The 23,473-nt window shown below is 66.2% G+C and carries 23 protein-coding genes; 9 read left to right on the top strand and 14 right to left on the bottom strand.

Annotated elements, in window-relative coordinates; translation table 11 throughout:
- Positions 1-102: 102 nt before the first annotated feature.
- From ACCC97_RS09295 to ACCC97_RS09275, 5 genes are all read right to left on the bottom strand, one after another.
- Positions 103-1,113, bottom strand: a complete 1,011-nt coding sequence (locus ACCC97_RS09295) for an ABC transporter substrate-binding protein (protein WP_007830241.1) — start codon at positions 1,111-1,113, stop codon at positions 103-105.
- A 43-nt stretch (positions 1,114-1,156) separates the two neighbouring features.
- A complete protein-coding gene (locus ACCC97_RS09290; RefSeq protein ID WP_007830244.1) occupies positions 1,157-2,176 on the bottom strand; it encodes a LacI family DNA-binding transcriptional regulator in 1,020 nt (339 codons plus the stop codon).
- A gap of 143 nt (positions 2,177-2,319) precedes the next feature.
- The gene (lspA, locus tag ACCC97_RS09285; protein WP_007830246.1) at positions 2,320-2,835 is read right to left on the bottom strand and encodes a signal peptidase II; all 516 of its coding nucleotides are present in this window, start codon (positions 2,833-2,835) and stop codon (positions 2,320-2,322) included.
- Positions 2,835-5,684: an isoleucine--tRNA ligase gene (gene ileS / locus ACCC97_RS09280; RefSeq protein WP_413332451.1), complete on the bottom strand. Its 2,850-nt coding sequence runs from the start codon at positions 5,682-5,684 to the stop codon at positions 2,835-2,837. Before ileS ends, lspA begins: the two co-directional genes overlap by 1 nt.
- Before the next feature lie 131 nt (positions 5,685-5,815).
- Complete coding sequence (locus ACCC97_RS09275) at positions 5,816-6,853, bottom strand: bifunctional riboflavin kinase/FAD synthetase (RefSeq protein ID WP_413332449.1); 1,038 nt, start codon at positions 6,851-6,853, stop codon at positions 5,816-5,818.
- A gap of 165 nt (positions 6,854-7,018) precedes the next feature.
- Here ACCC97_RS09275 and ACCC97_RS09270 point away from each other — a divergent pair, with 165 nt between their 5' ends.
- The 3 genes from ACCC97_RS09270 (at position 7,019) to ACCC97_RS09260 (ending at position 9,649) form a co-directional block, all read left to right on the top strand.
- The gene (locus ACCC97_RS09270; protein ID WP_413332447.1) at positions 7,019-7,579 is read left to right on the top strand and encodes an HNH endonuclease; all 561 of its coding nucleotides are present in this window, start codon (positions 7,019-7,021) and stop codon (positions 7,577-7,579) included.
- Between the two features lie 143 nt (positions 7,580-7,722).
- Complete coding sequence (locus ACCC97_RS09265) at positions 7,723-8,889, top strand: DUF3182 family protein (protein ID WP_413332445.1); 1,167 nt, start codon at positions 7,723-7,725, stop codon at positions 8,887-8,889.
- A complete protein-coding gene (locus ACCC97_RS09260) occupies positions 8,873-9,649 on the top strand; it encodes an alpha/beta hydrolase family protein (RefSeq protein WP_007830256.1) in 777 nt (258 codons plus the stop codon). The genes ACCC97_RS09265 and ACCC97_RS09260 overlap by 17 nt, the downstream gene beginning before the upstream one ends.
- A gap of 34 nt (positions 9,650-9,683) precedes the next feature.
- Here ACCC97_RS09260 and ACCC97_RS09255 read toward each other — a convergent pair whose 3' ends face one another.
- From ACCC97_RS09255 to ACCC97_RS09235, 5 genes are all read right to left on the bottom strand, one after another.
- Positions 9,684-10,115 carry a hypothetical protein gene (locus ACCC97_RS09255; RefSeq protein WP_413314301.1) on the bottom strand — a complete coding sequence of 144 codons (432 nt, stop codon included), beginning with the start codon at positions 10,113-10,115 and terminating at the stop codon, positions 9,684-9,686.
- Between the two features lie 152 nt (positions 10,116-10,267).
- Positions 10,268-11,056: an enoyl-CoA hydratase gene (locus tag ACCC97_RS09250; protein WP_007830261.1), complete on the bottom strand. Its 789-nt coding sequence runs from the start codon at positions 11,054-11,056 to the stop codon at positions 10,268-10,270.
- A gap of 13 nt (positions 11,057-11,069) precedes the next feature.
- Positions 11,070-12,431 carry an alpha/beta fold hydrolase gene (locus ACCC97_RS09245; protein WP_413332443.1) on the bottom strand — a complete coding sequence of 454 codons (1,362 nt, stop codon included), beginning with the start codon at positions 12,429-12,431 and terminating at the stop codon, positions 11,070-11,072.
- A 183-nt stretch (positions 12,432-12,614) separates the two neighbouring features.
- Positions 12,615-13,730 carry an acyl-CoA dehydrogenase family protein gene (locus tag ACCC97_RS09240; protein ID WP_007830269.1) on the bottom strand — a complete coding sequence of 372 codons (1,116 nt, stop codon included), beginning with the start codon at positions 13,728-13,730 and terminating at the stop codon, positions 12,615-12,617.
- A 12-nt stretch (positions 13,731-13,742) separates the two neighbouring features.
- Positions 13,743-14,924 carry an acyl-CoA dehydrogenase family protein gene (locus tag ACCC97_RS09235; protein WP_413332441.1) on the bottom strand — a complete coding sequence of 394 codons (1,182 nt, stop codon included), beginning with the start codon at positions 14,922-14,924 and terminating at the stop codon, positions 13,743-13,745.
- Between the two features lie 131 nt (positions 14,925-15,055).
- Here ACCC97_RS09235 and purN point away from each other — a divergent pair, with 131 nt between their 5' ends.
- The gene (gene purN / locus ACCC97_RS09230) at positions 15,056-15,652 is read left to right on the top strand and encodes a phosphoribosylglycinamide formyltransferase (RefSeq protein WP_007830274.1); all 597 of its coding nucleotides are present in this window, start codon (positions 15,056-15,058) and stop codon (positions 15,650-15,652) included.
- Positions 15,653-15,689: 37 nt separating this feature from the next.
- Positions 15,690-16,007 carry an I78 family peptidase inhibitor gene (locus ACCC97_RS09225; RefSeq protein WP_007830276.1) on the top strand — a complete coding sequence of 106 codons (318 nt, stop codon included), beginning with the start codon at positions 15,690-15,692 and terminating at the stop codon, positions 16,005-16,007.
- Positions 16,008-16,076: 69 nt separating this feature from the next.
- Here the strand turns inward: ACCC97_RS09225 and ACCC97_RS09220 are convergent, their stop codons facing one another.
- Positions 16,077-16,310 (bottom strand): DUF1653 domain-containing protein, encoded by a 234-nt coding sequence (locus tag ACCC97_RS09220; protein ID WP_007830278.1) that lies wholly within the window; start codon positions 16,308-16,310, stop codon positions 16,077-16,079.
- A gap of 50 nt (positions 16,311-16,360) precedes the next feature.
- Here ACCC97_RS09220 and ACCC97_RS09215 point away from each other — a divergent pair, with 50 nt between their 5' ends.
- From ACCC97_RS09215 to ACCC97_RS09205, 3 genes are all read left to right on the top strand, one after another.
- Positions 16,361-18,214: a M48 family metalloprotease gene (locus tag ACCC97_RS09215; protein WP_413332439.1), complete on the top strand. Its 1,854-nt coding sequence runs from the start codon at positions 16,361-16,363 to the stop codon at positions 18,212-18,214.
- Positions 18,215-18,255: 41 nt separating this feature from the next.
- The gene (locus ACCC97_RS09210) at positions 18,256-19,527 is read left to right on the top strand and encodes an RsmB/NOP family class I SAM-dependent RNA methyltransferase (RefSeq protein WP_007830283.1); all 1,272 of its coding nucleotides are present in this window, start codon (positions 18,256-18,258) and stop codon (positions 19,525-19,527) included.
- Between the two features lie 132 nt (positions 19,528-19,659).
- Positions 19,660-20,874: a fatty acid desaturase gene (locus ACCC97_RS09205; RefSeq protein ID WP_007830285.1), complete on the top strand. Its 1,215-nt coding sequence runs from the start codon at positions 19,660-19,662 to the stop codon at positions 20,872-20,874.
- A gap of 176 nt (positions 20,875-21,050) precedes the next feature.
- Here the strand turns inward: ACCC97_RS09205 and rpmG are convergent, their stop codons facing one another.
- The 3 genes from rpmG to trxB form a co-directional block, all read right to left on the bottom strand.
- Positions 21,051-21,224, bottom strand: coding sequence for a 50S ribosomal protein L33 (rpmG, locus tag ACCC97_RS09200; RefSeq protein WP_007830291.1), 174 nt, complete (start codon positions 21,222-21,224; stop codon positions 21,051-21,053).
- A gap of 11 nt (positions 21,225-21,235) precedes the next feature.
- Positions 21,236-21,469 (bottom strand): 50S ribosomal protein L28, encoded by a 234-nt coding sequence (rpmB, locus tag ACCC97_RS09195; RefSeq protein ID WP_007830293.1) that lies wholly within the window; start codon positions 21,467-21,469, stop codon positions 21,236-21,238.
- 183 nt (positions 21,470-21,652) lie between these two features.
- Positions 21,653-22,612: a thioredoxin-disulfide reductase gene (gene trxB, locus ACCC97_RS09190; RefSeq protein ID WP_007830294.1), complete on the bottom strand. Its 960-nt coding sequence runs from the start codon at positions 22,610-22,612 to the stop codon at positions 21,653-21,655.
- Positions 22,613-22,792: 180 nt separating this feature from the next.
- On the opposite strand from trxB, the gene ACCC97_RS09185 reads away from it, so the two are divergent.
- A complete protein-coding gene (locus ACCC97_RS09185; RefSeq protein ID WP_007830295.1) occupies positions 22,793-23,467 on the top strand; it encodes a Crp/Fnr family transcriptional regulator in 675 nt (224 codons plus the stop codon).
- Positions 23,468-23,473: the final 6 nt, after the last annotated feature.

Genomic DNA, 23,473 nt, shown 5'->3' with positions numbered 1-23,473 from the left:
GTGCCTTGCGCAGCGAAATAAAGGAGGAGGCCGCAGGCCGGGGGACATTCGCGGAGCAAGGTACCCCGTCGGCGTGATCGAGCCCCGAACGAGCGCCGAGGCTTAGCGCACTTCCTTCAGATACTCATCAGAGAAGGCCTTCTGTGCGGCAGCCATCCGCCCGTAGTCCACGCTCTTGGCCCGGGCGTATTCGCTCGCCGGCAGGAACTGCGCTTCGATGTCCTTGGGCATGGCGCTCGCGCGCACCGGCCGCAGATAGGCCTTGGCCCAGATCGCCTGGCCTTCGTCGGACAGCGTGAAGTCGAGCACCTTCTTCGCATCGGCCGCATGCGGGGCCTTGGCGACCAGGCTCATCACGTAGGGCACGGCGAGAGTGCCCTCGCTCGGGATCACGAAGGCGACGTTGGCCTTGTCCTTGTACTTGGCGCGGTAGGCGTTGAAGTCGTAGTCGAGCAGGATCGCGATCTCGCCCGACAGCACGCGCGCGTACGAGGTCTGCTTCGGCACGATGGGCTCGTTCTTCTGCAGCGCCTTGAAGTAGTCGATGGCCGGCTTGAAGTTGTCCAGCGTGCCGCCGCGTGCTTCGTTCACCGCCACTGCGCCGACGTAGCCCACGAAGGCCGAAGCCGGATCGAGGTAGCCGATCAGGCCCTTGTACTCGGGCTTGAGCAGGTCGGCCCACGACTTCGGGATCGGCTTGCCCTTGAGCGCGTCGACGTTGACCATGAAGCCGAGCGTGCCCGAGTGAATGGTGAACCAGTTGCCGGCCGGGTCCTTCAGGCCGTCGGGAATGTCTTTCCAGGCGGCGGGCTTGTAGGGCTCGACCACGCCGTCTTTCGCGGCCTGCACCGCGAAGGTCACGCCGAGGTAGGTGACGTCGGCCACGGGGCTGGCCTTCTCTGCGACCAGCTGCGCGAGCGACTGGCCCGAGTTCTTGTTGTCGGCCGGCACGGTGATGCCGGTCTTGGCCTTGATGGCCTTCAGCTGCGTGCCCCAGTCGGCCCATTCGGTCGGGCAGTTGTAGCAAATGGCGGTCTGGGCCATGGCGCTGCCGGCGGCGAGCGCGGCGGCCAGGATGCCGAGGCGAGCCAGGCGGTTGAAGCGAAGTGACATGGTGGGACTCCTTGGATGGATGTGGTCGGAGAACGAGGGAAGGTCAGGGAATCGCGGCGTTGTTGTCCTCGCGCGCCGAAGCGCACGACTCGCCGTCTCGGAAGGCATGGGCAAGCAGCAGGCTCGCGTCGGGCTGCAGCGTCGCGCCCCCGGCGATGGCCGGGATCAGCAGCTCGACGCTGTGGCGGCCGATGTCGCTGTTGGGCTGCGCGATGGTGGTGAGCGCAGGTGTGAGGTCTTCGCCGAGCGCGATGCCGTCGAAGCCGACCACGCTGAGGTCGTCGGGCACCGCCAGGCCGCTCAAGTGCGCGGCGCGGATGCTGCGGATGGCCAGCAGGTCGTTCGAGCAGATCAGCGCGGTGGGGCGGCGGCGCGCCTGCAGCTGGTGCGAGAGCGCATCGACCGCGGTTTCGACGAAAGGCACTTCGATCAGCGCGGGCGCGGCGAGCCCGGCCTCCGCCATGCCCCTGAGGTAGCCGCGATAGCGCTGCTGCGCACGGTCCGACGCGGCGAGCGTGCCGCTGACCATCGCGATGCGGCGATGGCCCAGCAGCACGAGGCGCGCGACGGCATCGGCCACGGCGCCTTCGCTGTCGACCGACACGCAGGGGTGGTCCGCGTGGCGGTTGTAGGCCAGCACATAAGGCACCTCCGCCGCCTGGAGCCGGGGCAGCGCGGCCGATGTCGAAGGATTCGACACTACGAGGATCAGCCCGTCGACATTGCCGGCCAGCAGCAGTTGCACCGCGCGTTCTTCTTCATCGAGCCGGTAGCCGGTGGTGACGGGAATGATCGCGTAGCCGCCCGCGATGGCCGCGCGCGCGATGCCCTGCAGGCACTCGGCGAAGGTCGGATTGAGCAGTGTGGGGAGCACCACGCCGAGCACACGGCTGCGCTGGGTGCGCAGCGTGCGCGCGCTGGCGTTCGGCACATAGTTGAGCTCCCGCGCCACGCGCTCCACGAGTTCGCGGGTGACGGGCGTCACCTTGCCGGGAAAGTTGAAGGCCCGCGACACGGTGGCCACGGAGACCCCGGCTTTGGCTGCAACGGCTTGGATGCTCATCGTGCGGTGTTCATGTAATCGATTACATTGGACCGCCGCAGTATGACTTTGTTATGACATCGCGAGAAAGCGGGGAGAAACCCTCGGACTTTCGCGAGAGGGCAGACCCAAATAAGAAGGGGCCCGTAGGCCCCTGAGAAAAGTTACTTGCCCCGGCGAACCCGCCGGATCTCGTCCAGGATCAGGCAGATGGCGCCCAGCGTGATGGCGCTGTCCGCGGCATTGAAAGCAGGAAAGTACCAGTTGCCGGCGTGGAAGCTCAGGAAGTCCACGACATAGCCGTGCATCATCCGATCGACCACGTTGCCGATGGCGCCGCCCAGGATGCAGGCCATCGAAAACGAGAACAGCTTCTGCCCGGCGTGGGACTTCAGCATCCACACGATGAACACCGCGGCGCCCACGCCGATCACTGTGAACAGCCAGCGCTGCCACCCCGAGTGATCCGCCAGGAACGAGAAGGCCGCCCCGGTGTTGTGCGCACGCACGACGTTGAAGAAGCCCGTCACGTACGTTGCGTCACCGAGCTTGTAGTAGCCCAGGATCAGCGTCTTGGTGAACTGGTCGATGATCACGATGATCACCGCCAGCCCGAGCCAGGGCCAGATGCTGCTGCCGCCGCGTGAACGCGATGCCGACATGGAACGTGCCGCCGCCATCAGGCAACGCTCCGCGATTCGCCGGCGCCGAACAGGTTGCTCGTGCAACGGCCGCAGATCGTGGGATGCGCCGGGTCGTGGCCCACGTCGTCGCGGTAGTGCCAGCAGCGCTCGCACTTCTGCGCGGCGCTCGGCGTGACCACCGTCGACAGCGCGTCGCCGGCCGCCAGTTCGATGGCCGAGGCGATGAAGACGAACTTCAGGTCCTCGCCCAGGGTGCCCAGCAGCGCGAAGTCGTCGGCCGGTGCCGTCAGCTGCAGGTTGGCCTGCAGCGACGAGCCGACCTTGCCTTCGGCGCGCACGGCTTCGATGTCCTTGTTCACCGCGTCGCGGATCTCGCGGATGCGCGTCCACTTGGCGAGCAGGGCTTCGTCAGATGCGGGGAACTGGCTGTAGGTCTGCGCGAAGATCGATTCGCCCGGCTTGCCCGTGCCCACGATCTTCCAGGCCTCTTCGGCCGTGAAGCTCAGGAACGGCGCCATCCAGCGCAGCATGGCTTGCGAGATGTGCCACAGCGCGGTCTGTGCGCTGCGGCGCGCCAGCGAACCCGGGGCCGTCGTGTAGAGGCGGTCCTTCAGGATGTCGAGGTAGAAGCCGCCCAGGTCTTCCGAGCAGTAGATCTGCAGCTTGGCCACCACCGGGTGGAACTCGTACACCTTGTAGTGCGCGAGGATCTCGGCCTGGAACTGCGAAGCGCGCGCGAGCGCATAGCGGTCGATCTCGAACAGCTGGTCGAGCGGCACCGCATCCTTCTGGATGTCGAAGTCGCTCGTGTTCGCGAGCAGGAAGCGCAGCGTGTTGCGGATGCGGCGGTACGCATCGACCACGCGCGCCAGGATCTTGTCGTCGCCCGCGATGTCGCCCGAGTAGTCGCTCGCGGCCACCCACAGGCGGATGATTTCCGAGCCCAGCTTGTTGCTGATCTCTTGTGGGTCGATGCCGTTCTTGAGCGACTTGCTCATCTTGATGCCCTTGGCATCGACGGTGAAACCGTGCGTCAGCAGGCCCTTGTACGGCGCACGGTCTTCCAGCATGCAGGCGATCAGCAGCGACGAATGGAACCAGCCGCGATGCTGGTCGTGGCCTTCGAGGTACAGGTCGGCCTCGGGGCCGGTGTCGTGGTGCACCGTGGGGTGCGTGCCGCGCAGCACGTGATAGAAGGTCGAGCCCGAGTCGAACCACACCTCCAGGATGTCGGTGCTCTTGGTGTAGTGCGGCGCGTCTTCGACGCCGAGGATCTCTTCGACCGTCACGCGGCTCCAGGCCTCGATGCCGCCCTTCTCGACGATGTCGGCGGCCTGGTCGAGGATTTCCATGGTGCGCGGATGCAGCTCGCCCGAATCCTTGTGCAGGAAGAACGGGATCGGCACGCCCCAGCTGCGTTGTCGGCTGATGCACCAGTCGGGCCGCCCGGCGATCATGTCGTGCAGGCGGGCCTTGCCGTTCTCCGGGTAGAAACTGGTCTGTTCGATGGCGTCGAGCGCGGTCTGGCGCAGCGTCTTGGGTGCCTTGTCCTTGGTGAACACGCCTTCGCCCTCGTCCATGCGCACGAACCACTGCGCTGCGGCGCGGTAGATCACAGGCGTCTTGTGGCGCCAGCAGTGCGGATAGCTGTGGGTGATGGTCTCGGTGGTCAGCAGGCGGTTGGCATCGCGCAGCGCCGCGATGATGACCGGCACGGCTTTCCAGATGTTCTGCCCGCCGAAGAGCGGGAAGTCGGGGGCGTAGCTGCCGTTGCCCTGGACCGGGTTCAGGATGTCGTCGTACGCCACGCCATGGGCGATGCAGGAGTTGAAGTCATCCACGCCGTAGGCGGGCGAGGAGTGGACCAGGCCGGTGCCGTCGGTGGCGGTGGCGTAGTCGGCCAGGTACACCGGCGACAGGCGCTGGTAGCCGGCGTCCACGTCGTACAGCGGATGCTCGAATTCGAGCCCGCCGAGCGCCTCGCCCTTGACCGTGGCCAGCACCTTGCCGTCGAGCGCGTAGCGCGTCATGCACATCTCGACCAGCGAGTTGGCCAGGATCAGCAGGCCGCGCTCTGTGTCGACCAGCGAGTACTCCAGCTCGGGGTTCAGGTTGATCGCCTGGTTGGCCGGGATGGTCCACGCGGTGGTGGTCCAGATCACGGCGAAGATGTCGCCGAGGATCGTGTGGTCGGTGCCGAAGGCCTTGAGCACCTTCTCGCGCTCGTGCGCCTTGAAGGCCACGTCGAGGGTCTGGCTCTTCTTGTCGGCGTACTCGATCTCGAATTCGGCGAGCGAGGAGCCGCAGTCGAAGCACCAGTACACGGGCTTCAGGCCGCGGTACACGAAGCCGCGCTCGATCACGCGCTTGAACGCGCGCAGCTCGCCGGCTTCGTTGGCGAAGTCCATCGTCTTGTAGGGATGATCCCATTCGCCCAGCACGCCCAGGCGCTGGAAGTCGGCCATCTGCTGCGCGATCTGTTCCGTGGCGTAGGCGCGGCTCTTGGCCTGCATCTCGTCGCGGCTGAGGTTGCGGCCGAACTGCTTTTCGATGGCGTTCTCGATCGGCAGGCCGTGGCAGTCCCAGCCGGGCACGTAGAGCGCGTCGTAGCCTTCGAGCTGGCGCGCCTTGGTGATCATGTCCTTCAGGATCTTGTTCACCGCATGGCCCATATGGATCTGGCCGTTGGCGTAGGGCGGGCCGTCATGCAGGATGAACTTGGGCGCGCCGTGGCGGGCGTCGCGCAGGCGGTGGTAGCGGCCCTCGTCATTCCATTCCTTCACCCAACCCGGTTCGCGCTTGGGCAGGTCGCCGCGCATCGGGAAGGGGGTGTCGGGCAGGTTCAGCGTGGAACGGTAGTCGGTGGAGGTGGCAGCGTCAGACATGTTGGGGTGCGAAACAGGGGGCTTCGACAGGCTCGGCCCGAACTGCCCGGAAAAAAAGGAGCGCGTCGGTGCGGGAGGTAAAGCCGTTCGCCCTGAGCTTGTCGAAGGGCGGCAGCACGGTGCGTGCAGGGCTAAATTCGATCGCGCGTGGTCTGGCGGTGGGTTTCGGCGTGGGTCGATGCAAAGAACGCACGTGCGTCGCGCCCATCCTTCGCGATGCCCGCAGTGAGGGCCTCGAGGCTGGTGTAGCGCAATTCGTCGTGCAGTTTGTGCAGGAGTTCCACGCGGACGATTTTACCGTAGGCCCCTTCGGCGCCCAGATGCGAGGGCCACTCAAGGCAATGCGTCTCCAGCAGAACCCGACCGGCGTTGACGTCGTTGGCGTCGAGCGAGGGCCGCACGCCGAGGTTGGCCACGCCCGGCAGCGGTTGCTCGGCCAGGCCGTGGACCAGCACCGCGAAGATGCCGCTGGCAGCCGGCTTCCAGTGCTTGAAGCGCAGGTTGAGGGTGCGAAAGCCATCGTCCTTGCCCGGCGAGGAGGCGCCTAGCGCGCGGCCCAGCTTGCGGCCATGGACCACGTGGCCCGAGATGGTGTACGGGCGGCCCAGCAGGTTGTGGGCGTCGGCCATGCGGCCTTCGGCCAGCGCATCGCGCACGGCGGAGCTGGACACCCGCAGGCCATGCACTTCGTAGCTGTTCATGCGTGCGACGTCGAAACCGCGGGCCTCGCCGGCCGCGTCGAGCATGGCGTAGTCGCCGGCCCGCTTGGCGCCGAAGCGGAAGTCGTCGCCGACCAGCACGTAGCGCGCGCCCAGGCCGTCGATCAGCACGTTCTGGATGAACGCCTCGGGCGATTGGGACGCCAGCCGGCCGTCGAACGGCAGCACGATGGTCTGGGCCACGCCGCAGGCCGCCAGCTCGGTCAGCTTGTCGCGCAGCGTGCCGATGCGCGCCGGCGCCAGGTCGGGTTTCCTGGTGACGGCGGCGAAATAGTCGCGCGGGTGCGGCTCGAAGGTGAGCACGCAACTCGGCAGCCCGCGGTGGCGGGCCTCGGTCTGCAGCAGCGCCAGCATGGCCTGGTGGCCACGGTGGACGCCGTCGAAATTCCCGATCGTGAGGGCGCAGGCCGGAGCTACGCCCGGGTGCCGGAAGCCGCGAAAAACCTGCATCGGTGAGTATCTTTTTGATAGCGCCTTTCGCCCGTCGAATGGGCGAATCAGGCCGATTTGTCACAAAGCCGGTATATTGTGACGCAGTGCGTGGTCTGGCGTGAGTCGCCGATGCACCCCGAGTCTCTGGTCTCTGCGTGGTTTTCTCGTTTCGAGGAGTCGTGTGTGAAGGTCTTGAAGTTGTCGGCCCAAGGGCTGCCCCAGTCATGGATTTCGCTGGAACAGGCGGTGATCCACTACGCGGCGGACGAAGTTCGCTGGGAAGTGGGCGCGCAGGTGGCGGTGTTCCGCGGCGGCCACAACGCGATCACGGGCGAGCAGTCGCAGATCGCGATCAACAGCATCATCGGCACCAAGGGCGTGCCGCGCATCAATCCCTTCGCGCAGCGGCCCGGGCTCACCAACAGCAAGCTGTTCTCGCGCGACCGCAACGTTTGTGCTTACTGCGGCGGGCATTTCCATGAAGACGAACTCACGCGCGAGCACATCATCCCGTTTGCCCAGAGAGGCATCGACACCTGGATGAACGTGGTCACGGCCTGCAAGCCGTGCAACCATCGCAAGAGCAGCCGCACGCCCGAGCAGGCGAACATGCCGCTGCTCTACGCGCCCTACGTGCCCAGCCTCTGGGAAGACTTCATTCTGCGCAACCGCCGCATCCTGGCCGACCAGATGGAATTCCTGATGGCGCACCTGCCACAGAGTTCGCGGCTCCACGACGGCTAGGCCGAGGCGCTTCGCGCCAGACTGCTCCCACGCGCATCCGCTGCGCCCTCCGACCGGGCGCAGCATCGTTTTGCCGAACATGGCGGAACTTCTTCCTCCGTCGAGGAGGGGTGCACATGCGAGGAGGCGCCATGAGCATCGCCTTGAAACCGCTCCCCGGCTCCGGCCCCGAGGTGTCGGGTTCGTCCCGTCTGCCGCCAGGCCTTCGCAGCGTCGTGACCTGGGACGTGGACCCGCACGGCTACTGCACCGAGCACGAGCATGCCACGCGCGCCCACTTCGCACGGCGGCTGGCGGCCCTCAAGGGCTGCACTTTCGCGGGCGTCTACGATCCTCGGCAAGCCTACGGCAGCGTGCCCTACTTCGTGCCGAGCGACACCCTGACCGATCCGGCGCTCGTGCGCGCGACGGGCATCACCGGCGTGGACGACCTTTTCGGCGGGGTGGTGCCATACCCCTTCGTCGCCACCAAGGCGCTCACCCATCCGTTGATCGGTGCCGATGCTTCGCGGCCGGCGGGCTGGTCCCCGCGCTTCGCGACCGAGGCCGCGGAGGCGGTACTCCCCGGCTATTCGTGCTTCTCACGCGAAGAGGCGCGCAAGGCAGGGCGCATGCTGCTCGACGGCGGCCTCGCACGGGTCAAGCCGGTGATCGCGACCGGTGGACGTGGGCAGGTCGTCGTGGGAAGCGTCGATGCGCTCGACCGCTGTCTCGATGCCATCGACGAGACCGAGATCACGACCCGAGGCCTCGTGCTCGAGGAGAACCTCGACCGGCCGAGGACGTACAGCGTCGGACAGGTGAGCGTGGAGCACCTTGTCGCCAGCTATTGCGGCGAGCAGCGATCGACCCGGGACAACGCCGGGCAGGAGGTCTACGGTGGTTCCGACCTCATGCTCGTGCGCGGCGATTTCGACAGGCTGCTCGCCGTCGTGAATCCGGCGCCGCCGCTTCGCCGTGCGATCGAGCAGGCGCGGCACTACCACCGGGCCGTGTCCGGTTGCTACCCGGGCTTCTTCGCCTCGCGGGTGAACTATGACGTGGCGCAGGGCATGGGCAGCCGAGGCGACTGGCGCTCGGGGGTGCTGGAGCAGTCGTGGCGCGTGGGTGGCGCCACGGGCGCGGAGATCGCGGCGCTCGAAGCGTTCCACGCGCATCCGAAGTGCGACCGCGTGCGCGCGTCCTCCTTCGAGGTCTACGGAGCGGCCGCGCCGCCCGCAGATGCCATCGTGGCCTACCACGGCATCGACAGCGAGATCGGGCGGCTTTCGAAATTCACACTGCTGAAGCGACATGCCGACACGCCATAGCCTCATCGACATTGCCGTGGACGGCCAGCACATCCAGGGCACGCTGTTTGCCGCGTCGACCATGGTGCCCGGTGTGCTCCTGGTCCACGGCTGGGATGGAAGCCAGGAGCAATACCTGAAGCGGGCCAATGAAATCGCGGCGCTGGGCTGCGTGTGCCTGACTTTCGATCTGCGAGGGCATGCGCGCCACGCGGCGCAGCGCCTGGAGGTGACCCGCGAAGACAATCTGCGCGATGTATTGGCTGCGTACGACGTGCTGGTCGGCCATCCGACCGTCGACCCCGGCGCCATCGCCATCGTCGGCAGCAGCTATGGCGGGTATCTCGCTTCGCTGGTAAGTGCCCTGCGGCCGGTGCGCTGGCTCGCGCTGCGTGCGCCGGCGCTCTACCGCGACCGCGAGTGGGACACGCCCAAGGGAAAGCTGAGCCGGTCCGACCTCGTGGCCTATCGCCGCTCGCTCGTGGGACCCGGCGACAACCGGGCACTGGCGGCATGCGCGGCCTTTGCCGGCGACGTCCTCATCGTCGAGTCGGAGGACGACCAGATCGTCCCCCACCCCGTGGTGGAGAACTACCTGGCTGCCTTCAAACGGGTGAAATCGGTGACCTACCGCGTGCTTTCCGGCGCGGATCACGCGCTGTCCAAACAGGAGTCGCGGCAGGCCTACGGCTCGTTGCTGGTCTCGTGGATCACCGAAATGACGCTCGGAGCCCGGGCGACGGCGACCATCACGAAGCCGGTTGCCAGCAGTTCGGCCTGAGCAGGCGCGCGCCGCCAAGCCGAAAGCCGGCCAGCTACTTTTTCATCGCCTTGACTTCGGCCATGCCCTTGGCCTCGTCGGCCTTGGCCTGCTTCACGCATGCGGACTTCGCATCGCCCTTCTGGTCGTCGCATTTTTCCTTCGCGATGCTGTAGGCCGCTTCCACCTTGGCCTCCGCCACCTTGCGTGCATTGCTGTCGCTGGGCTTCAGCTTCTGGTCGAGTTCAGCCTTGGCGATCTTTTCCTTGCCCTTGGCCTCTTCGATGCAGACGTCCTTGGCGTTGTCCTTCATGGCATCGCATGCCGCCCGGTCGGCCTTGTAGTCGGCGGCGATCTTGTCGCGGCCAGCCTTGAGTTCGGCGATGGCGGGGTCGACGGAGGCCGGCGGTGGCGTGTTCACTTGAGCTTGCGCGGGCAGCATCGCAAGGAATGCGATTGCCGCGCAGATCTGCATGAGCTTTTCCATGATCAATCTCCTTGACGTCGGCATCGGATCTCCAGCAAAAGGCATGGGGGATCCGACACCGAAAATCCATCTTAGGAATCGAGGTCATGGAGGCGGTAGGACGCCTTTCGGTGCGGCCGTAAGTGCATGCCGACGGGCAGTGGACTTTCTTCTCAGCGCTTCCAGTCCGGCGGGCGTTTGTCGATGAAAGCTTGCACGCCTTCGAGTGCGCTTTCGTCCATCATGTTGCAGGCCATGGTCTGGCTGGCATCGGCCAGCGCGGCCTCGATGCCGGTTTCGATCTGGCGGTAGAACAGGGCTTTGCCCAGCGCTAGCGCCTTGCGGGGTTTGGCGACGATGCTGGCCACCAGTGTCTCGACGGCCGCGTCGAGTTCCTCGGGCGGCGCCACGCGGTTGACCAACCCCTTCTCGCGCGCTTCCCGCGCGTCGATGAAATCGCCCGTCACCAGCATCTCGAAGGCTTCCTTGCGGCCGAGGTTGCGCGAAAGCGTGACGCTCGGTGTGGCGCAGAACAGCCCCACGTTCACGCCGCTGACCGCGAAGCGCGCCTCGCTCGACGCCACCGCCAGGTCGCAGACAGCGACGAGCTGGCAGCCCGCCGCCGTCGCGATGCCGTGCACGCGCGCGATCACGGGCACCGGCAGCTTCTGGATCGACAGCATCATCGCGCCGCAGCGTTCGAACAGCTGCCGGTAGTAGCCGAGCGAGGGTGCGGCGCGCATTTCCTTCAGGTCGTGGCCCGCGCAGAAGGCCTTGCCCGCTGCCGCGATGACGACCGCGCGAATGCTGTCGTCTGCCGCGATCTCGCCGAGCGCCTGCTCGAGCGCGCCGAGCATGCCTTCCGACAGCGCGTTGAACGAGGCCGGCCGGTTCAGCGTCAGCGTGGCCACGCCGCGGCTGTCGCGCGCCTGCAGGACGAAGGGCGTGCTCGCGTCGTTCATGGCCGGCCTCGCTTCAGTAGGTCAGTTCGAGCACGGTCGTGTGCTCGCTCGCGGCCGGCCACGTGAGGCCCGTGATGCGCTCGCCGTTGAATTCACCGGTCACCGCGCGCGGGGCGCCACCGCCCTCGATGCGCAGCCGCGAGGTCGAAACGCCCGAGCCCTGGGGTGGCACACCTGTCGGAGGGCTCTTGCCGTCGAAGCGCATGGTGTCGCGCTGTGCGTCGAAGTAGCCGCGCGGCCGCGTGAACACGACGACCGCGCTGGCTCCGTTGTCGGCCGGAATGATGCGCTCCGGCCGCAGGTTCACGACGCTGCTGCCGCGCGGAAAGGGGCTGCGGTAGATGTGCGTGGTGCCGTAGCTCGGCGTGGCCAGGACAAATTCGTAGGCCGCGTCGCCGCGCGCCTTGAAAGGCCCCCAGCGGCCATCGGCGCCGACCGACTTGGTGAAGACGGCCTCGCCGAGCCGCACGCCGGTGGCAGGGTCGACGGCGTACACGGTGACCTTCGCGCCGTTCAGCGGAAGATTTTCCGCGCCGAGCGCACGACCGTTGAGCACGACATCCGCCTCGGCCGCAACGTCGGTGCTGCGCGGCGCCTGCCCGGTCAGGAGCTGCCAGGTCGCTGCGAACGCCGCGGGCGAGAACGAGGTTTCGCGATGATCGACGCGCGGCAGCACCACATTGGTCGCGCCCTTGAGCGCCGGCCCGTCGAAGCCGATGTTCGTCGGCTTGCCGGGCGCGCCGATCCACACGCCATCGGGCTGCGCATACTTGTCGTTGTTGTCCGAGCGCAGGGTCATCCACTTCACGCCCGGCGTGACCTCCTCGCCGTTCGGCCCCTTCGGCGCATTGAGCTGCTGCATGAAGCCGGACAGTCCCGAGAACTCGTTGTTTTCGCGGAAGCCCTTCACCACCCAGATGCCGTGCGCCGGGTTGCCGCCCAGCACCACATGGCTCACCACGGCCGCGCCGCCGCCGTTCTGCACGTAGTTGCGGATGGTGTTGCCGCCGCGCGAGTTGCCGATCAGCACGACCTTGCTGGCGCCGGTGGCCTTCAGCACCTTGTCGACCTCGGCCTTCAGGAACACCGCCGAATCGCCGGTCGAGCTGCGCCCGGCCTGGGCCACGGCGTCGTCGTCGCGCGCGACCGGGTTCGGCTGGTCGACAGCGAAGAGCCGCTCGCGCGGCCAGCCGTTCGACTCGAAGCGCCAGATCGTCGTCTGCCAGAGCGCGGCCGAGTCGCCGTTGCCGTGCATGAACACGATGGGCGGGCGCTCGGTGTAGGAAGGCGTGGGAGAGGTGGCGCAGGCGGTCAGCATGGCGGCAGTGGTTCCGGTGGCGGCCATGGCGACCAGAAGAGAGCGGCGAGTCTGCATGTTTCGTTCCTGGGGTCCGGGAGTGAGGGGCCAAGTGAAAAACGCCCGCCGGCGCGAAGCGAGCGGGCGTTGGATGCTAGCGGAACACCGCGGAACCGGCTTTGCCGGGCCGCAGGTGTTGCCCCCGGTAGGGGGTTGGCGCAGCGACACGAAGTGCGCGCAGCCCTGGGGGCGAGCCTTGTCCTAGGCGAAGACGCCGGCGGTGTCCTGCATGCGGGCCGACACTTCGCCCAGGTGGTGCAGCGTGTCGCCAAAGGTCATTTCCATCTGAGTGAGCTTGCGGAAATAGTGGCTGCCGATGTATTCGTCGGTCACGCCGATGCCGCCGTGCAGTTGCACCGAGTTCGCGGCCACGAAGCGCATCGACACGCCGAGCTGGTACTTGGCGCGTGCCAGCGCCTGGCGGCGTTCGTCCGCCGGGGCGTTGAGCTTGAGCGTCGCGTAGTAGCTCATCGAGCGCGCGAGCTCGAGCTGCATCTTCATGTCGGCGACGCGGTGGCGCAGCGCCTGGAAGGTCGAGATGGCCACGCCGAACTGCTTGCGCTGGTTCATGTAGTCGACGGTGACGGCCATGGTCTTGTCCATCACGCCGACGGCTTCGGCACAGGTGGCGGCAATGCCGACGTCCACCGCGTATTCGAGCGCGGCCAGGCCATCGAGCGTGACCAGCGTCGCATCGGCCTTGTCGAACACCACTTCGGCCGCGCGGCCGCCGTCCTGCGTGCCGTAGCCGCGGGCCTCGACGCCGCTGGCACTGCGCTCGACCAGGAAGAGGGCGATCTTGCCGCCGACCTTGGCGGGCACCAGGAAGGCGTCGGCTTCGTCGCCCACCGGCACCACGCTCTTGGCGCCGGTCAGCGCATAGCCGTCGCCCGACTTGGCGGCCGTGGCCTCGCACACGTCGAGGCGCCAGCGTGCCTTGCGCTCCTGGTACGCCAGCACCACGATGGCCTGGCCGCCCGCGATGCGCGGCAGCCAGCTGTCCTTGGTGTCTGCGCCGGCATAGCCGCTGAGCACCGCACCGGCGATCAGCGTCTGCGCAAAGGGCTCCAGCACGATGCCGCGGCCCAGTTCTTCCATGACGACCATGCCTGCCACGGGGCCCATGCCCAGTCCGCCGTCGTCCTCGCTGATGTACAGGCCGCCCAGGCCAAGCTCGGCCAGTTCGTCCCAGGCCTCGCGCGAGAAGCCGCCCTTGGCCTCGATGCCGCGGCGGCGCTCGAAGTCGTAGCCCTTGTCGACCCACTTGCGAACGGCGTCGCGCAGTTGTTCCTGGTCGTCGGTGAAGTTGAAATCCATGTTCTTGTCTCCTCAGCCCAGAACCGTCTGCGCGACGATGTTGCGTTGCACTTCGTTCGAGCCACCGTAGATGGTGGTCTTGCGCATGTTGAAGAAGGTGGACGTCAGCGGCGCGAGCGCCGGGTTGCCGCCCGGGAAGTTGCCCTGCCAGCCGGCTTCCATCGCCTCGCGGATCAGCGGCAGCGAAAACGGGCCGCCGGCCAGCATCATCAGTTCGCTGTAGCGCTGCTGGATCTCGCTGCCGCGGATCTTGAGCAGGCCCGCGACGTCGAGCGAGTTCTTGCCCGAAGTGGCGGCCGACAGCACGCGCAGCACCATCATCTCGAGCGCGACGATGTCGACCTCGAGCTTGGCGATCTCGTCGCGGAAGCGCTGGTCGTCGTAGACGCCTTCGCTCTTCGCGATGCGCTTGAGGCGCTCGAGTTCGCGCTTGGCGCGATTCACGTCGGCGATGTTGGTGCGTTCGTGCGAGAGCAGGTGCTTGGCGTAGGTCCAGCCCTTGTTCTCCTCGCCGATCAGGTTCTCGGCGGGCACTTCGACGTTGTCGAAGAACACCTCGTTCACTTCATGGCCGCCGTCGAGCAGCTTGATGGGGCGCACGGTCACGCCGGGCGACTTCATGTCGAGCAGCAGGAAGCTGATGCCCGTTTGCGGCTTGCCTTCGTTGCTGGTGCGCACGAGGTTGAACATCCAGTCGCCGTGCTGGCCGAGCGTGGTCCAGGTCTTCTGGCCGTTGACGATGTACTTGTCGCCCTTGCGTTCGGCCTTGGTCTTCACGGACGCGAGGTCGGAGCCCGAACCTGGTTCGCTGTAGCCCTGGCTCCACCAGACTTCGCCGCTGGCGATGCCGGGGAGAAAGCGCTTCTGCTGCTCGGCATTGCCGAAGGCCATGATCACCGGCGCCACCATCACCGGGCCGAACGGGATGATGCGCGGCGCGCCGGCCAGCGCGGTTTCTTCCTCGAACAGGTGGCGCTGCACGGCGGTCCAGCCCGGGCCGCCGAATTCCTTCGGCCAGCCGTAGCCCAGCCAGCCCTTCTTGCCGAGGATCCTGGCCCAGCCTTGCAGATCGTCGCGCGTCAGCTCGAGCGCGTTGTGCACCTTGTGCGAAATCTCTTGGGGAAGGTTCTCTTTGACCCAGGCGCGAACCTCTTCGCGGAACTTCTGTTCTTCGGGTGTGAAGCTCAAATCCATGCGTGCCTCGCTGTGTTGATCGGTTCACCGCAGACGCGGTGTGTCTCCGGAACCGTGAGTTTTAGCACGGTCGTGCTGTGAAACGGTGTCCGCGCCGCGACAAGCGTGGGCACAGATAATCCCGCCTTCCCATGAAGAACATCGTGATCCTGATCTCCGGCGGCGGCTCCAACATGGCAGCCATCGTGCGCGCCGCCGAGCGCGACCGCTGGGCCGAGCGCTTCGGCGCACGCATCGCCGCCGTGGTGAGCAACAAGGCCGAGGCCGGCGGACTGGCAATCGCCAAGGCGCACGGCATCGACACCGCAGTCATCCCGCACAAGGATTTCGCCACCCGCGAAGCTTTCGACGCAGCGCTGGCGACGGCGGTCGACGGCTACGCGCCGGCCCTGGTGGTGCTGGCGGGGTTCATGCGCATCCTGACGCCGGGCTTCGTCGAACGCTACGCCGGCCGGCTGGTGAACATCCATCCCTCGCTGCTGCCGGCGTTCCCGGGACTCCACACGCACCAGCGCGCCATCGAGGCGGGCTGCAAGGTGGCGGGCGTGACGGTCCATCAGGTGACCACCGAGCTCGACCACGGGCCGATCCTGGCCCAGGCCGTCGTACCCGTGCTGCCCGACGACACGGCAGTCACCCTGGCCGGGCGGGTGCTGGCGCAGGAGCATCTGTTGTATCCGTGTGCTATTGCCGGGTGGCTGGCAGATACATCGAGTCACAATCGGTAAAGTTGTTTATATTCGCGGGTTTTCGGGAGCTTAGAAAGTGAAAACCCAATCGTTGCTGCTGGCCGTTGCCAGCGCCGCCCTGATGGCGGCCTGTGCCGCTCCGGCGCCCGCGCCCGCCCCGGCACCTGCTGCGCCGCCGCCTGAACCGGTCTACCAGTGCAACGCCGATGGCGCCCGCTTTGCCGTGGGCCAGCCGCTGACGCCCCAGCTCGAAGCCGCCGCCCGCGTGCGTGCAGCCGCCGGCACGGTGCGCGTGCTGAAGCCCGGCGACGCGGCCACGACAGAACTCAATGGCGGTCGGCTCAATCTCGACGTCGACGCCCGCAGCCGCGTGACGGACGTCCGCTGCGGTTGATGGAACCGGAATTGCTACGAAAAATGTAGCAGTTCATTCAGGCAAGGCGGGCATGCACTGCCTGCCTGGCTAGATCGGGGTGAATCTTTGCCGGGGCGTACCGTCGATCTCGACGGTTTCGCCGAACATGGCAGCCGGCCGGACCCAGAGGCCATGGGCGCCGTACAGGGCGCGATACAGCGTCATCGGCTCCAGCGTCTCGCTGTGGCGCACGGTGCCGATCACTTCGTATTCGCCACCCTTGTAGTGGCGGTAGCGGCCGGGGGGCGTTTCGATCAGGGGCGGGAGGTCTTCGTCGTTCAACGGGGCTTCTTTCTTCAAAAACTGTCGGGGCTTGATTTGACGGGAGTCGGATGGATCGCGCTGATTTTGTTCACCTGGTTCGACTGAGCGAGCACGCCAGCGCGGACGACGGTGCGCGCTATCGACGCAGCGTCGCGGCCTTTGCCGCGCTCGGCTACCTGTGGGTACTGGGCTGTCTCGGGCTTTCGGTGGGCATCATTGTCTGGGTGGTTTCCTCGATCGGGGGAGCGCGCTCCAATTTCACGCGGGGCTGGCTGCTGCTGTTCGCCCTGGGGCTGCTGTGGGCCACGCTGCGCGCGCTCTGGGTGCGCTTCGACGAGCCCGAGGGCGTGGAAATCCGCAGGGCCGACGCGCCGGCACTCTTCGAGGCGCTGGACCGCATCCGCGGCAAGATCAAGGGGCCGCCGGTCCACCACGTCTATCTCGATGACGAATTCAATGCCAGCATCCGGCAGGTGCCGCGCTTCGGGCTGTTCGGCGGCGCCGTCAACTCGCTGAGCATCGGCCTGCCGCTGATGATGATGCTCGACCGGCGGCGGCTGCTGTCGGTGCTGGCGCACGAATACGGCCATCTGCGCGGCAACCACGGCAAGCTGAGCGCCTGGATCTACCGCACCCGCCTGTCGTGGCTCAAGCTTGATGCCGACCTGCAGCGCAACGAGGGCGTGATGGCGCTGTTTTCGCAGGCCTTCTTCCGCTGGTATTTCCCGCGCTTCGCGGCCAAGACCTTCGCGCTGGCTCGCCAGGACGAGTACGAAGCCGACCGCATCTCGGGCCGGCTGCTGGGCGCTTCCGTGGCGGCGGCTGCACTGACCGAGATCGCGATCAAGGGCAACTGGTACGCCAACGAGTTCTGGCCCTGGCATTGGGCCCGCGCCGAGCATGAGCCGCAGCCGCCGGGCCCGTTCGAGGCCCTGCGCAAGCGCGTGCATACGCCGCCCGGCGAAGACTTCGCCCGCCAGGCGCTGCGCGAGGCGATGCGCCGCGTCAGCGACCTCGAAGACACCCACCCCGTCTTGCGGGATCGTTTGGAGGCGCTCGACCAGAAGGCGGTCATGCCCGAGTGGTCGATGCGCCCGGCACTCGAGCTGTTGGCCGACGAAAAGCAATGGATCGAGCATTTCGACCAACAATGGCGCCGCGCCCACGCCTCCGACTGGAAGCAGCACCATGCACACCGGTCGCGCATCCGCGAGCGCATCGCCGTGCTGGCCGCGCGTGGCGAGCGCAATACGCCCGACGAGATGGTCGAGTGGGCCGATTCCGAGCGGCGGCTCGATCCCGCCGCCCCCGTGCGCGTGCGCTACGAGAGCGCCCTGCAGATCGCGCCGGAGCATCCCGGCGCGCTGCGCGGGCTGGCCCAGATGCTGCCGGCGAGCGATCGGGAAGCGCGTCTTGCCGTGCTCGAACGGCTGCACGGCTCCGGCGCCGCCAGCCGCTGGTGGGCGGCCAGGAGCGCCGTGGCCTCGCTCGAAGATCCCGACGCGGGGCCGCACGATGAAGAGGCGCTGAAGCTGTGGCGCGGCCGTCTCAAGGAGGCGGAAGAGGCCGAGACGCGTGCTTGGGAAGAGATCACCGGCACCCCGGTCTTCAGCCAGATCTCGCGGCACGACCTGAACGATTTCGAGCTGGGCGAGCTGCGGGCCGACCTGGTGCGCTGCCTGCCTGCCTCGCGGGCCTGGCTGGTGCGCAAGAACCTGCACGAATTCCCGTGGCGCCGAGCCTATATCGTGTTCGTCGAGCTACCGGGGCTCGACGACGAAGACCGCTGGAACCTGTGCCGCCAGCTGGAGCAGACCCTCACGCTGCCGGGCGCCGCGCTGGTGCTGTGGGCTGGCCATTCGCCCAAGCTGGAAGACGTCGAGCGGGAGGCCTTCGGAGTCGTCTGGATGCGCGGCGCATAGCCCTTCGGACTGGACGGGGCGGCGGCTGAGACAATCGGGGGATGCACCCCAAAGCCCTGTTGGAGGCCACCGCCGATCTGGTCGGCCTTGTCCTGAAATTCGATCACCCGGCCGACCAGGTCGTTTCGCGGTTCTTCCGCGACCACCGCGAGTTCGGCCCGCGCGAGCGCGCGACGCTTGCCGAAACCGTCTACACCGTGCTTCGCAAGAAGCTGCTGTTCGATCACCTCTCGCCCTCGGGCAGTGGCTCGAAGGAGCGCCGCATGGCGATCCTGGGCTTTCATGGCCCGCGCGATTTTCTGAAGAGCGCGCTCAACGACACCGAAAAGCGCTGGCTCGACAACTGCGACGCTGTCAAGCCGGACGACCTGCTGGAACGCCATCGCCACAACCTGCCCGAGTGGTTGGTGGCGCCGCTCAAGGCGCAGCTGGGCGACGGCTTCTGGCCGCTGGTCGAAGCACTGCAGCAGCCCGCACCGCTCGATCTGCGCGTCAATGCGCTGACCGACAAGCGCGCGGATGTGAAGGCGGAGCTTGCGAAGGCTGCTATCAAATCGGAAGCAACCCCGTTCTCGCCCTGGGGCCTGCGCATCGACGGCAAGCCGGCACTGACCAAGCTGGACGCCTTTGCCCGTGGCGCCATCGAGGTGCAGGACGAAGGCTCCCAACTGCTGGCGCTGCTGCTGGACGCCAAGCGCGGCGAGATGGTGGTCGATTTTTGCGCCGGTGCCGGCGGCAAGACGCTGGCCATCGGCGCGACGATGCGCAACACCGGCCGGCTGTATGCCTTCGACACCTCGGCGCACCGCCTCGACGCGCTCAAGCCGCGGCTGGCGCGCAGCAAGCTCTCGAACGTCCATCCGGCCGCGATCGCGCACGAGCGCGACGACCGCATCAAGCGCCTGGCGGGCAAGATCGACCGCGTGCTGGTCGACGCGCCCTGTTCGGGGCTGGGCACGCTGCGGCGCAATCCTGACCTGAAATGGCGCCAGTCGCTCAAATCGGTCGAGGAACTGACGGTCAAGCAGACGGCAATCCTGCAAAGCGCGGCGCGGCTCGTGAAATCGGGCGGCCGTCTGGTTTATGCCACGTGCAGCGTGCTGCCGGAGGAAAACGAGGCGATTGCGGAGGCCTTCGGCGCCGCCAACCCCGATTTCGTGCCCGTGGATGCGGCGGAGTTGCTGCAGGGCCTCAAAGTCGAGGGCTCCGAGGCGCTGTGCGCCGGCGGGGAGGGCGGCCGCCGCTACCTGCGGCTGTGGCCGCACCGTCATTCGACCGACGGTTTCTTCGCCGCGGCGTGGAACCGGAAATAGAGGCGGAACTCCAAACTAGGGTTAATCTGCGCTTTTCTTGAAGGTTTAAAGGCTTTGCTTTAGGCCTGCCGCTTTAAAATCGCGGGTTATCTAAAGGCTGCACCTTCGTGTGGCCATGGAGTACCTGACTCAATGTTGCTTCCTGACTCGGCCGTCCTGAATGCGGCTATCCAATGGCTCGGACACGGCCTGTGGGACCTCGCATGGTGGCAAGTCGTGCTGTACACGCTTGTCACCACGCACATCACGATTGCCGCGGTCACGATCTTCCTGCACCGCACGCAGACGCACCGGGCCATGGATCTGGGCCCGATCCCATCGCATTTCTTCCGCTTCTGGCTGTGGCTCGGCACCGGCATGGTGACGAAGGAATGGGTCGCCATCCACCGCAAGCACCACGCCAAGTGCGAAACCGTCGACGACCCGCACAGCCCGCAGGTCAAGGGCATCGACGAAGTGCTCTGGCGCGGCGCCGAGCTGTATCGCGCCGAGTCGAAGAACAAGGAAACGATGGAGCGCTACGGCCACGGCACGCCCGATGACTGGATCGAGCGCAACCTGTATACGCGCTACAGCTGGCAGGGTGTGGGCTTGATGCTCGTGATCAACCTGGCGCTGTTCGGCACGCTTGGCATGGCCGTGTGGGCCGTGCAGATGCTCTGGATCCCCATCACCGCCGCCGGCGTCATCAATGGCATCGGCCACTACTGGGGCTATCGCAACTTCGAGGCGCCGGACGCCAGCCGCAACATCATGCCCTGGGGCCTGATCATTGGCGGCGAAGAGCTGCACAACAACCATCACACCTATCCGACTTCGGCCAAGTTCTCGGTCAAGAAGTACGAGTTCGACATCGGCTGGATCTACATCCAGGTGTTCCAGAAGCTCGGCTGGGCCAAGGTCAAGAAGGTGCCGCCGAAGATGCTGATGGGTGATATCCAGCCCGTGGCCAACGAGAAGACGCTCGAGGCCGTCATCGCCAACCGCTATGAAGTCATGGCTGGCTATGCGCGCGAAATGCGCCGTGCCACCAGCCAGGAGCTGGACGCGCTGAAGACCAAGGGGGCCGACCTGTCGGTGCTGAAGGCTGCCAAGCGCTGGCTGCACCGCGACGACGACAAGGTGCCTGCCGCGGCCCGTTCGCATGTGGTGCAGGCCCGCGCCGCCCACCCCGTGCTCGACAAGATGGCCACGATGCGCGAAGAGTTGCGCCAGCTGTGGCTGAACACCTCCCAGTCGCGCGAGCAGCTGGCCGCCGATCTGGCAGCTTGGTGCCACCGGGCGGAAGCCAGCGGCATTGCCGGCCTGCGCGACTTCTCGACCCGCCTGCGCGCTGCACGCGCCTGACGCGAGCCACGCGCCAATCAAAAGGCCGGCTTGATTGCCGGCTTTTTTACGCCTGTCGTTTCTTGCGGCATGCTCCGCTTTTCCGATGAGGGGAGGGCGAGAGCGAAAACTGCAGGCAACAAAAAACCCGCTGGGTAAGCAGCGGGTTTTTTGTTTGGGAGAATCAGAGGGCCGAATTACTTCAGCTTGATTTCCTTGTATTCGACGTGCTTGCGCGCCTTCGGGTCGAACTTCATGATCGACATCTTTTCAGGCATCGTCTTCTTGTTCTTGCTGGTCGTGTAGAAGTGGCCGGTACCCGCGGTGGATTCCAGCTTGATCTTTTCGCGTCCGCCTTTGCTCGTTGCCATGTTTCAGCTCCTTAAGCTTGGCCGCGTGCGCGCAGGTCTGCGAGCACGGCGTCGATACCGTTCTTGTCGATCAGGCGCAGTGCAGCGCTCGAAACGCGCAGGCGAACCCAGCGGTTTTCAGTCTCGACCCAGAAACGGCGGTATTGCAGGTTCGGCAGGAACCGGCGCTTGGTTTTGTTGTTGGCGTGGGAAACGTTGTTTCCGACCATCGGGCCTTTGCCCGTTACGTCGCATACGCGTGCCATGTGGACACTCTTTCTTGAACAGCTGGCACCGGCGCAATCGTGGCGATTGCAGGTGTTTTGCAGCTTGACCTCGCCAGAAAACGGGTGGCGGTACCCCGGCTTTGCCTGTATGCCAGGAATCCCCATGAGAGGGCCCTGTTTCGGCAAAGCCTTGGATTATAGCCCTTTTGGGGCCCGCACCGGTTACAGCGTGCCGTCCTGCTCCAGGAATCGCTGAGCGTCGAGTGCCGCCATGCAGCCGGTGCCCGCGCTCGTGATGGCCTGGCGGTACACGTTGTCCTGCACGTCGCCGGCGGCAAAGACGCCCGGAATGCTGGTCATCGTGGCGAAGCCCTGCAGGCCCGAGCGGGTCAGGATGTAGTTGTCCTTCATCTCCAGCTGGCCCTGGAAGATGTCGGTGTTGGGATGGTGCCCGATGGCAATGAAGCAGCCCTTGAGGTCGATCTGCTCGGTGGCTCCGCTCTGTGTGTTCTTGATCCGGATGCCCGTCACGCCCGAGTCGTCGCCGAGCACCTGGTCGAGTTCGTTGTGCAGCTTCAGCACGATCTTGCCTTCGGCGACCTTCTCGTTGAGCTTGTCGATCAGGATAGGTTCGGCGCGGAACTTGTCGCGGCGATGCACCAGCGTCACCTTGTTCGCGATGTTGGCGAGGTAGAGCGCTTCTTCGACAGCGGTGTTGCCGCCTCCGATCACGCAGACCTCCTGCTCGCGGTAGAAGAAGCCGTCGCAGGTCGCGCAGGCGGAGACGCCGCGGCCCATGAACTTCTGTTCGGAATCGATGCCCAGGTACTTCGCGGAAGCACCCGTGGCAATGATCAGCGAGTCGCAGGTGTAGGTGCCGCTGTCGCCGGTGAGGGTGAAGGGGCGCTTGCCCAGGTCGACCTTGTTGATGTGGTCGAAAACGATCTGCGTCTTGAAACGCTCGGCGTGCTCCAGGAAGCGCTGCATCAGGTCGGGGCCCTGCACGCCGTGGACGTCGGCCGGCCAGTTGTCGACCTCGGTGGTGGTCATCAATTGCCCGCCCTGGGCGATGCCGGTGATGAGCAGGGGCTGAAGGTTTGCGCGGGCTGCGTAGACGGCTGCGGTATAGCCGGCCGGGCCGGAGCCGAGAATCAAAACCTTGGCGTGTCGAGGAGCGGACATGAGTAGAAAACCTAAGATATACGCTGCTTCAGCGTGTACATTTTCAGGGTGGTAGCGATATATATGGAGTATCACTGCCCGGTTCAACACCGGGTAAACGGTGTTTTCAATGCGCGCGATTGTAGTAATCCATCGGCTTGCTCTTCGGACTGCTCTGCGCGCTGTATCAGGGATTGATAAATGTCGATGCTTTCCAACCTCGAATTGCTTCGGCGCGTTCCGCTGTTCGCGTCGCTGACGGCCACGCAGTCCGCCAGCATCGCGGACGCGATCATCAAGAAGCGCTTCAAGCGCGCGGAGGTCGTGGTGGAGCAGGGCAAGAAGTCCGATGCGCTCTACATCATCCTGACCGGCCGCGCGCGCGTCACCAGCGCCGACAGCCGCGGGCGCGAGGTCATCCTCGCCACGCTGCACCCTGGCGACTACCTGGGCGAGATGAGCCTCATCGACGACGAGCCGCACTCGGCCACGGTGCGCACCGAAATCCAGTGCGACGTGCTCATGCTGGGCCGCGACGCTTTCGCGCGCTGCCTGCCCGAGAATTCCTCGATGGCCTACAACATCATGCGTGGCCTGGTGCAGCGCCTGCGCCATGCCGACCGCAAGATCGAGTCGCTGGCGCTGATGGACGTCTACGGCCGCGTGGCCCGCTCGCTGCTCGAGTTCGCCGTCGAGGACGGCGCCGGCAATCTCAAGGTGCGCGACAAGATTTCCCGCCAGGACCTGGCCAAGATGGTGGGCGCTTCACGCGAAATGGTCAGCCGTGTGATGAAGGACCTCGAAGAGCGAGGTTTCGTGCAAACCCTGGATGACGGGTCGATGATCGTCAAGGAACGGCTCCTGTCGTTGGCTTGAACCTCC

This window comes from Variovorax sp. Varisp85 (assembly GCF_047304045.1).
In the GTDB taxonomy this organism is placed as follows: domain Bacteria; phylum Pseudomonadota; class Gammaproteobacteria; order Burkholderiales; family Burkholderiaceae_C; genus Variovorax.
This window is presented reverse-complemented; position numbering and strand designations above follow the sequence as displayed.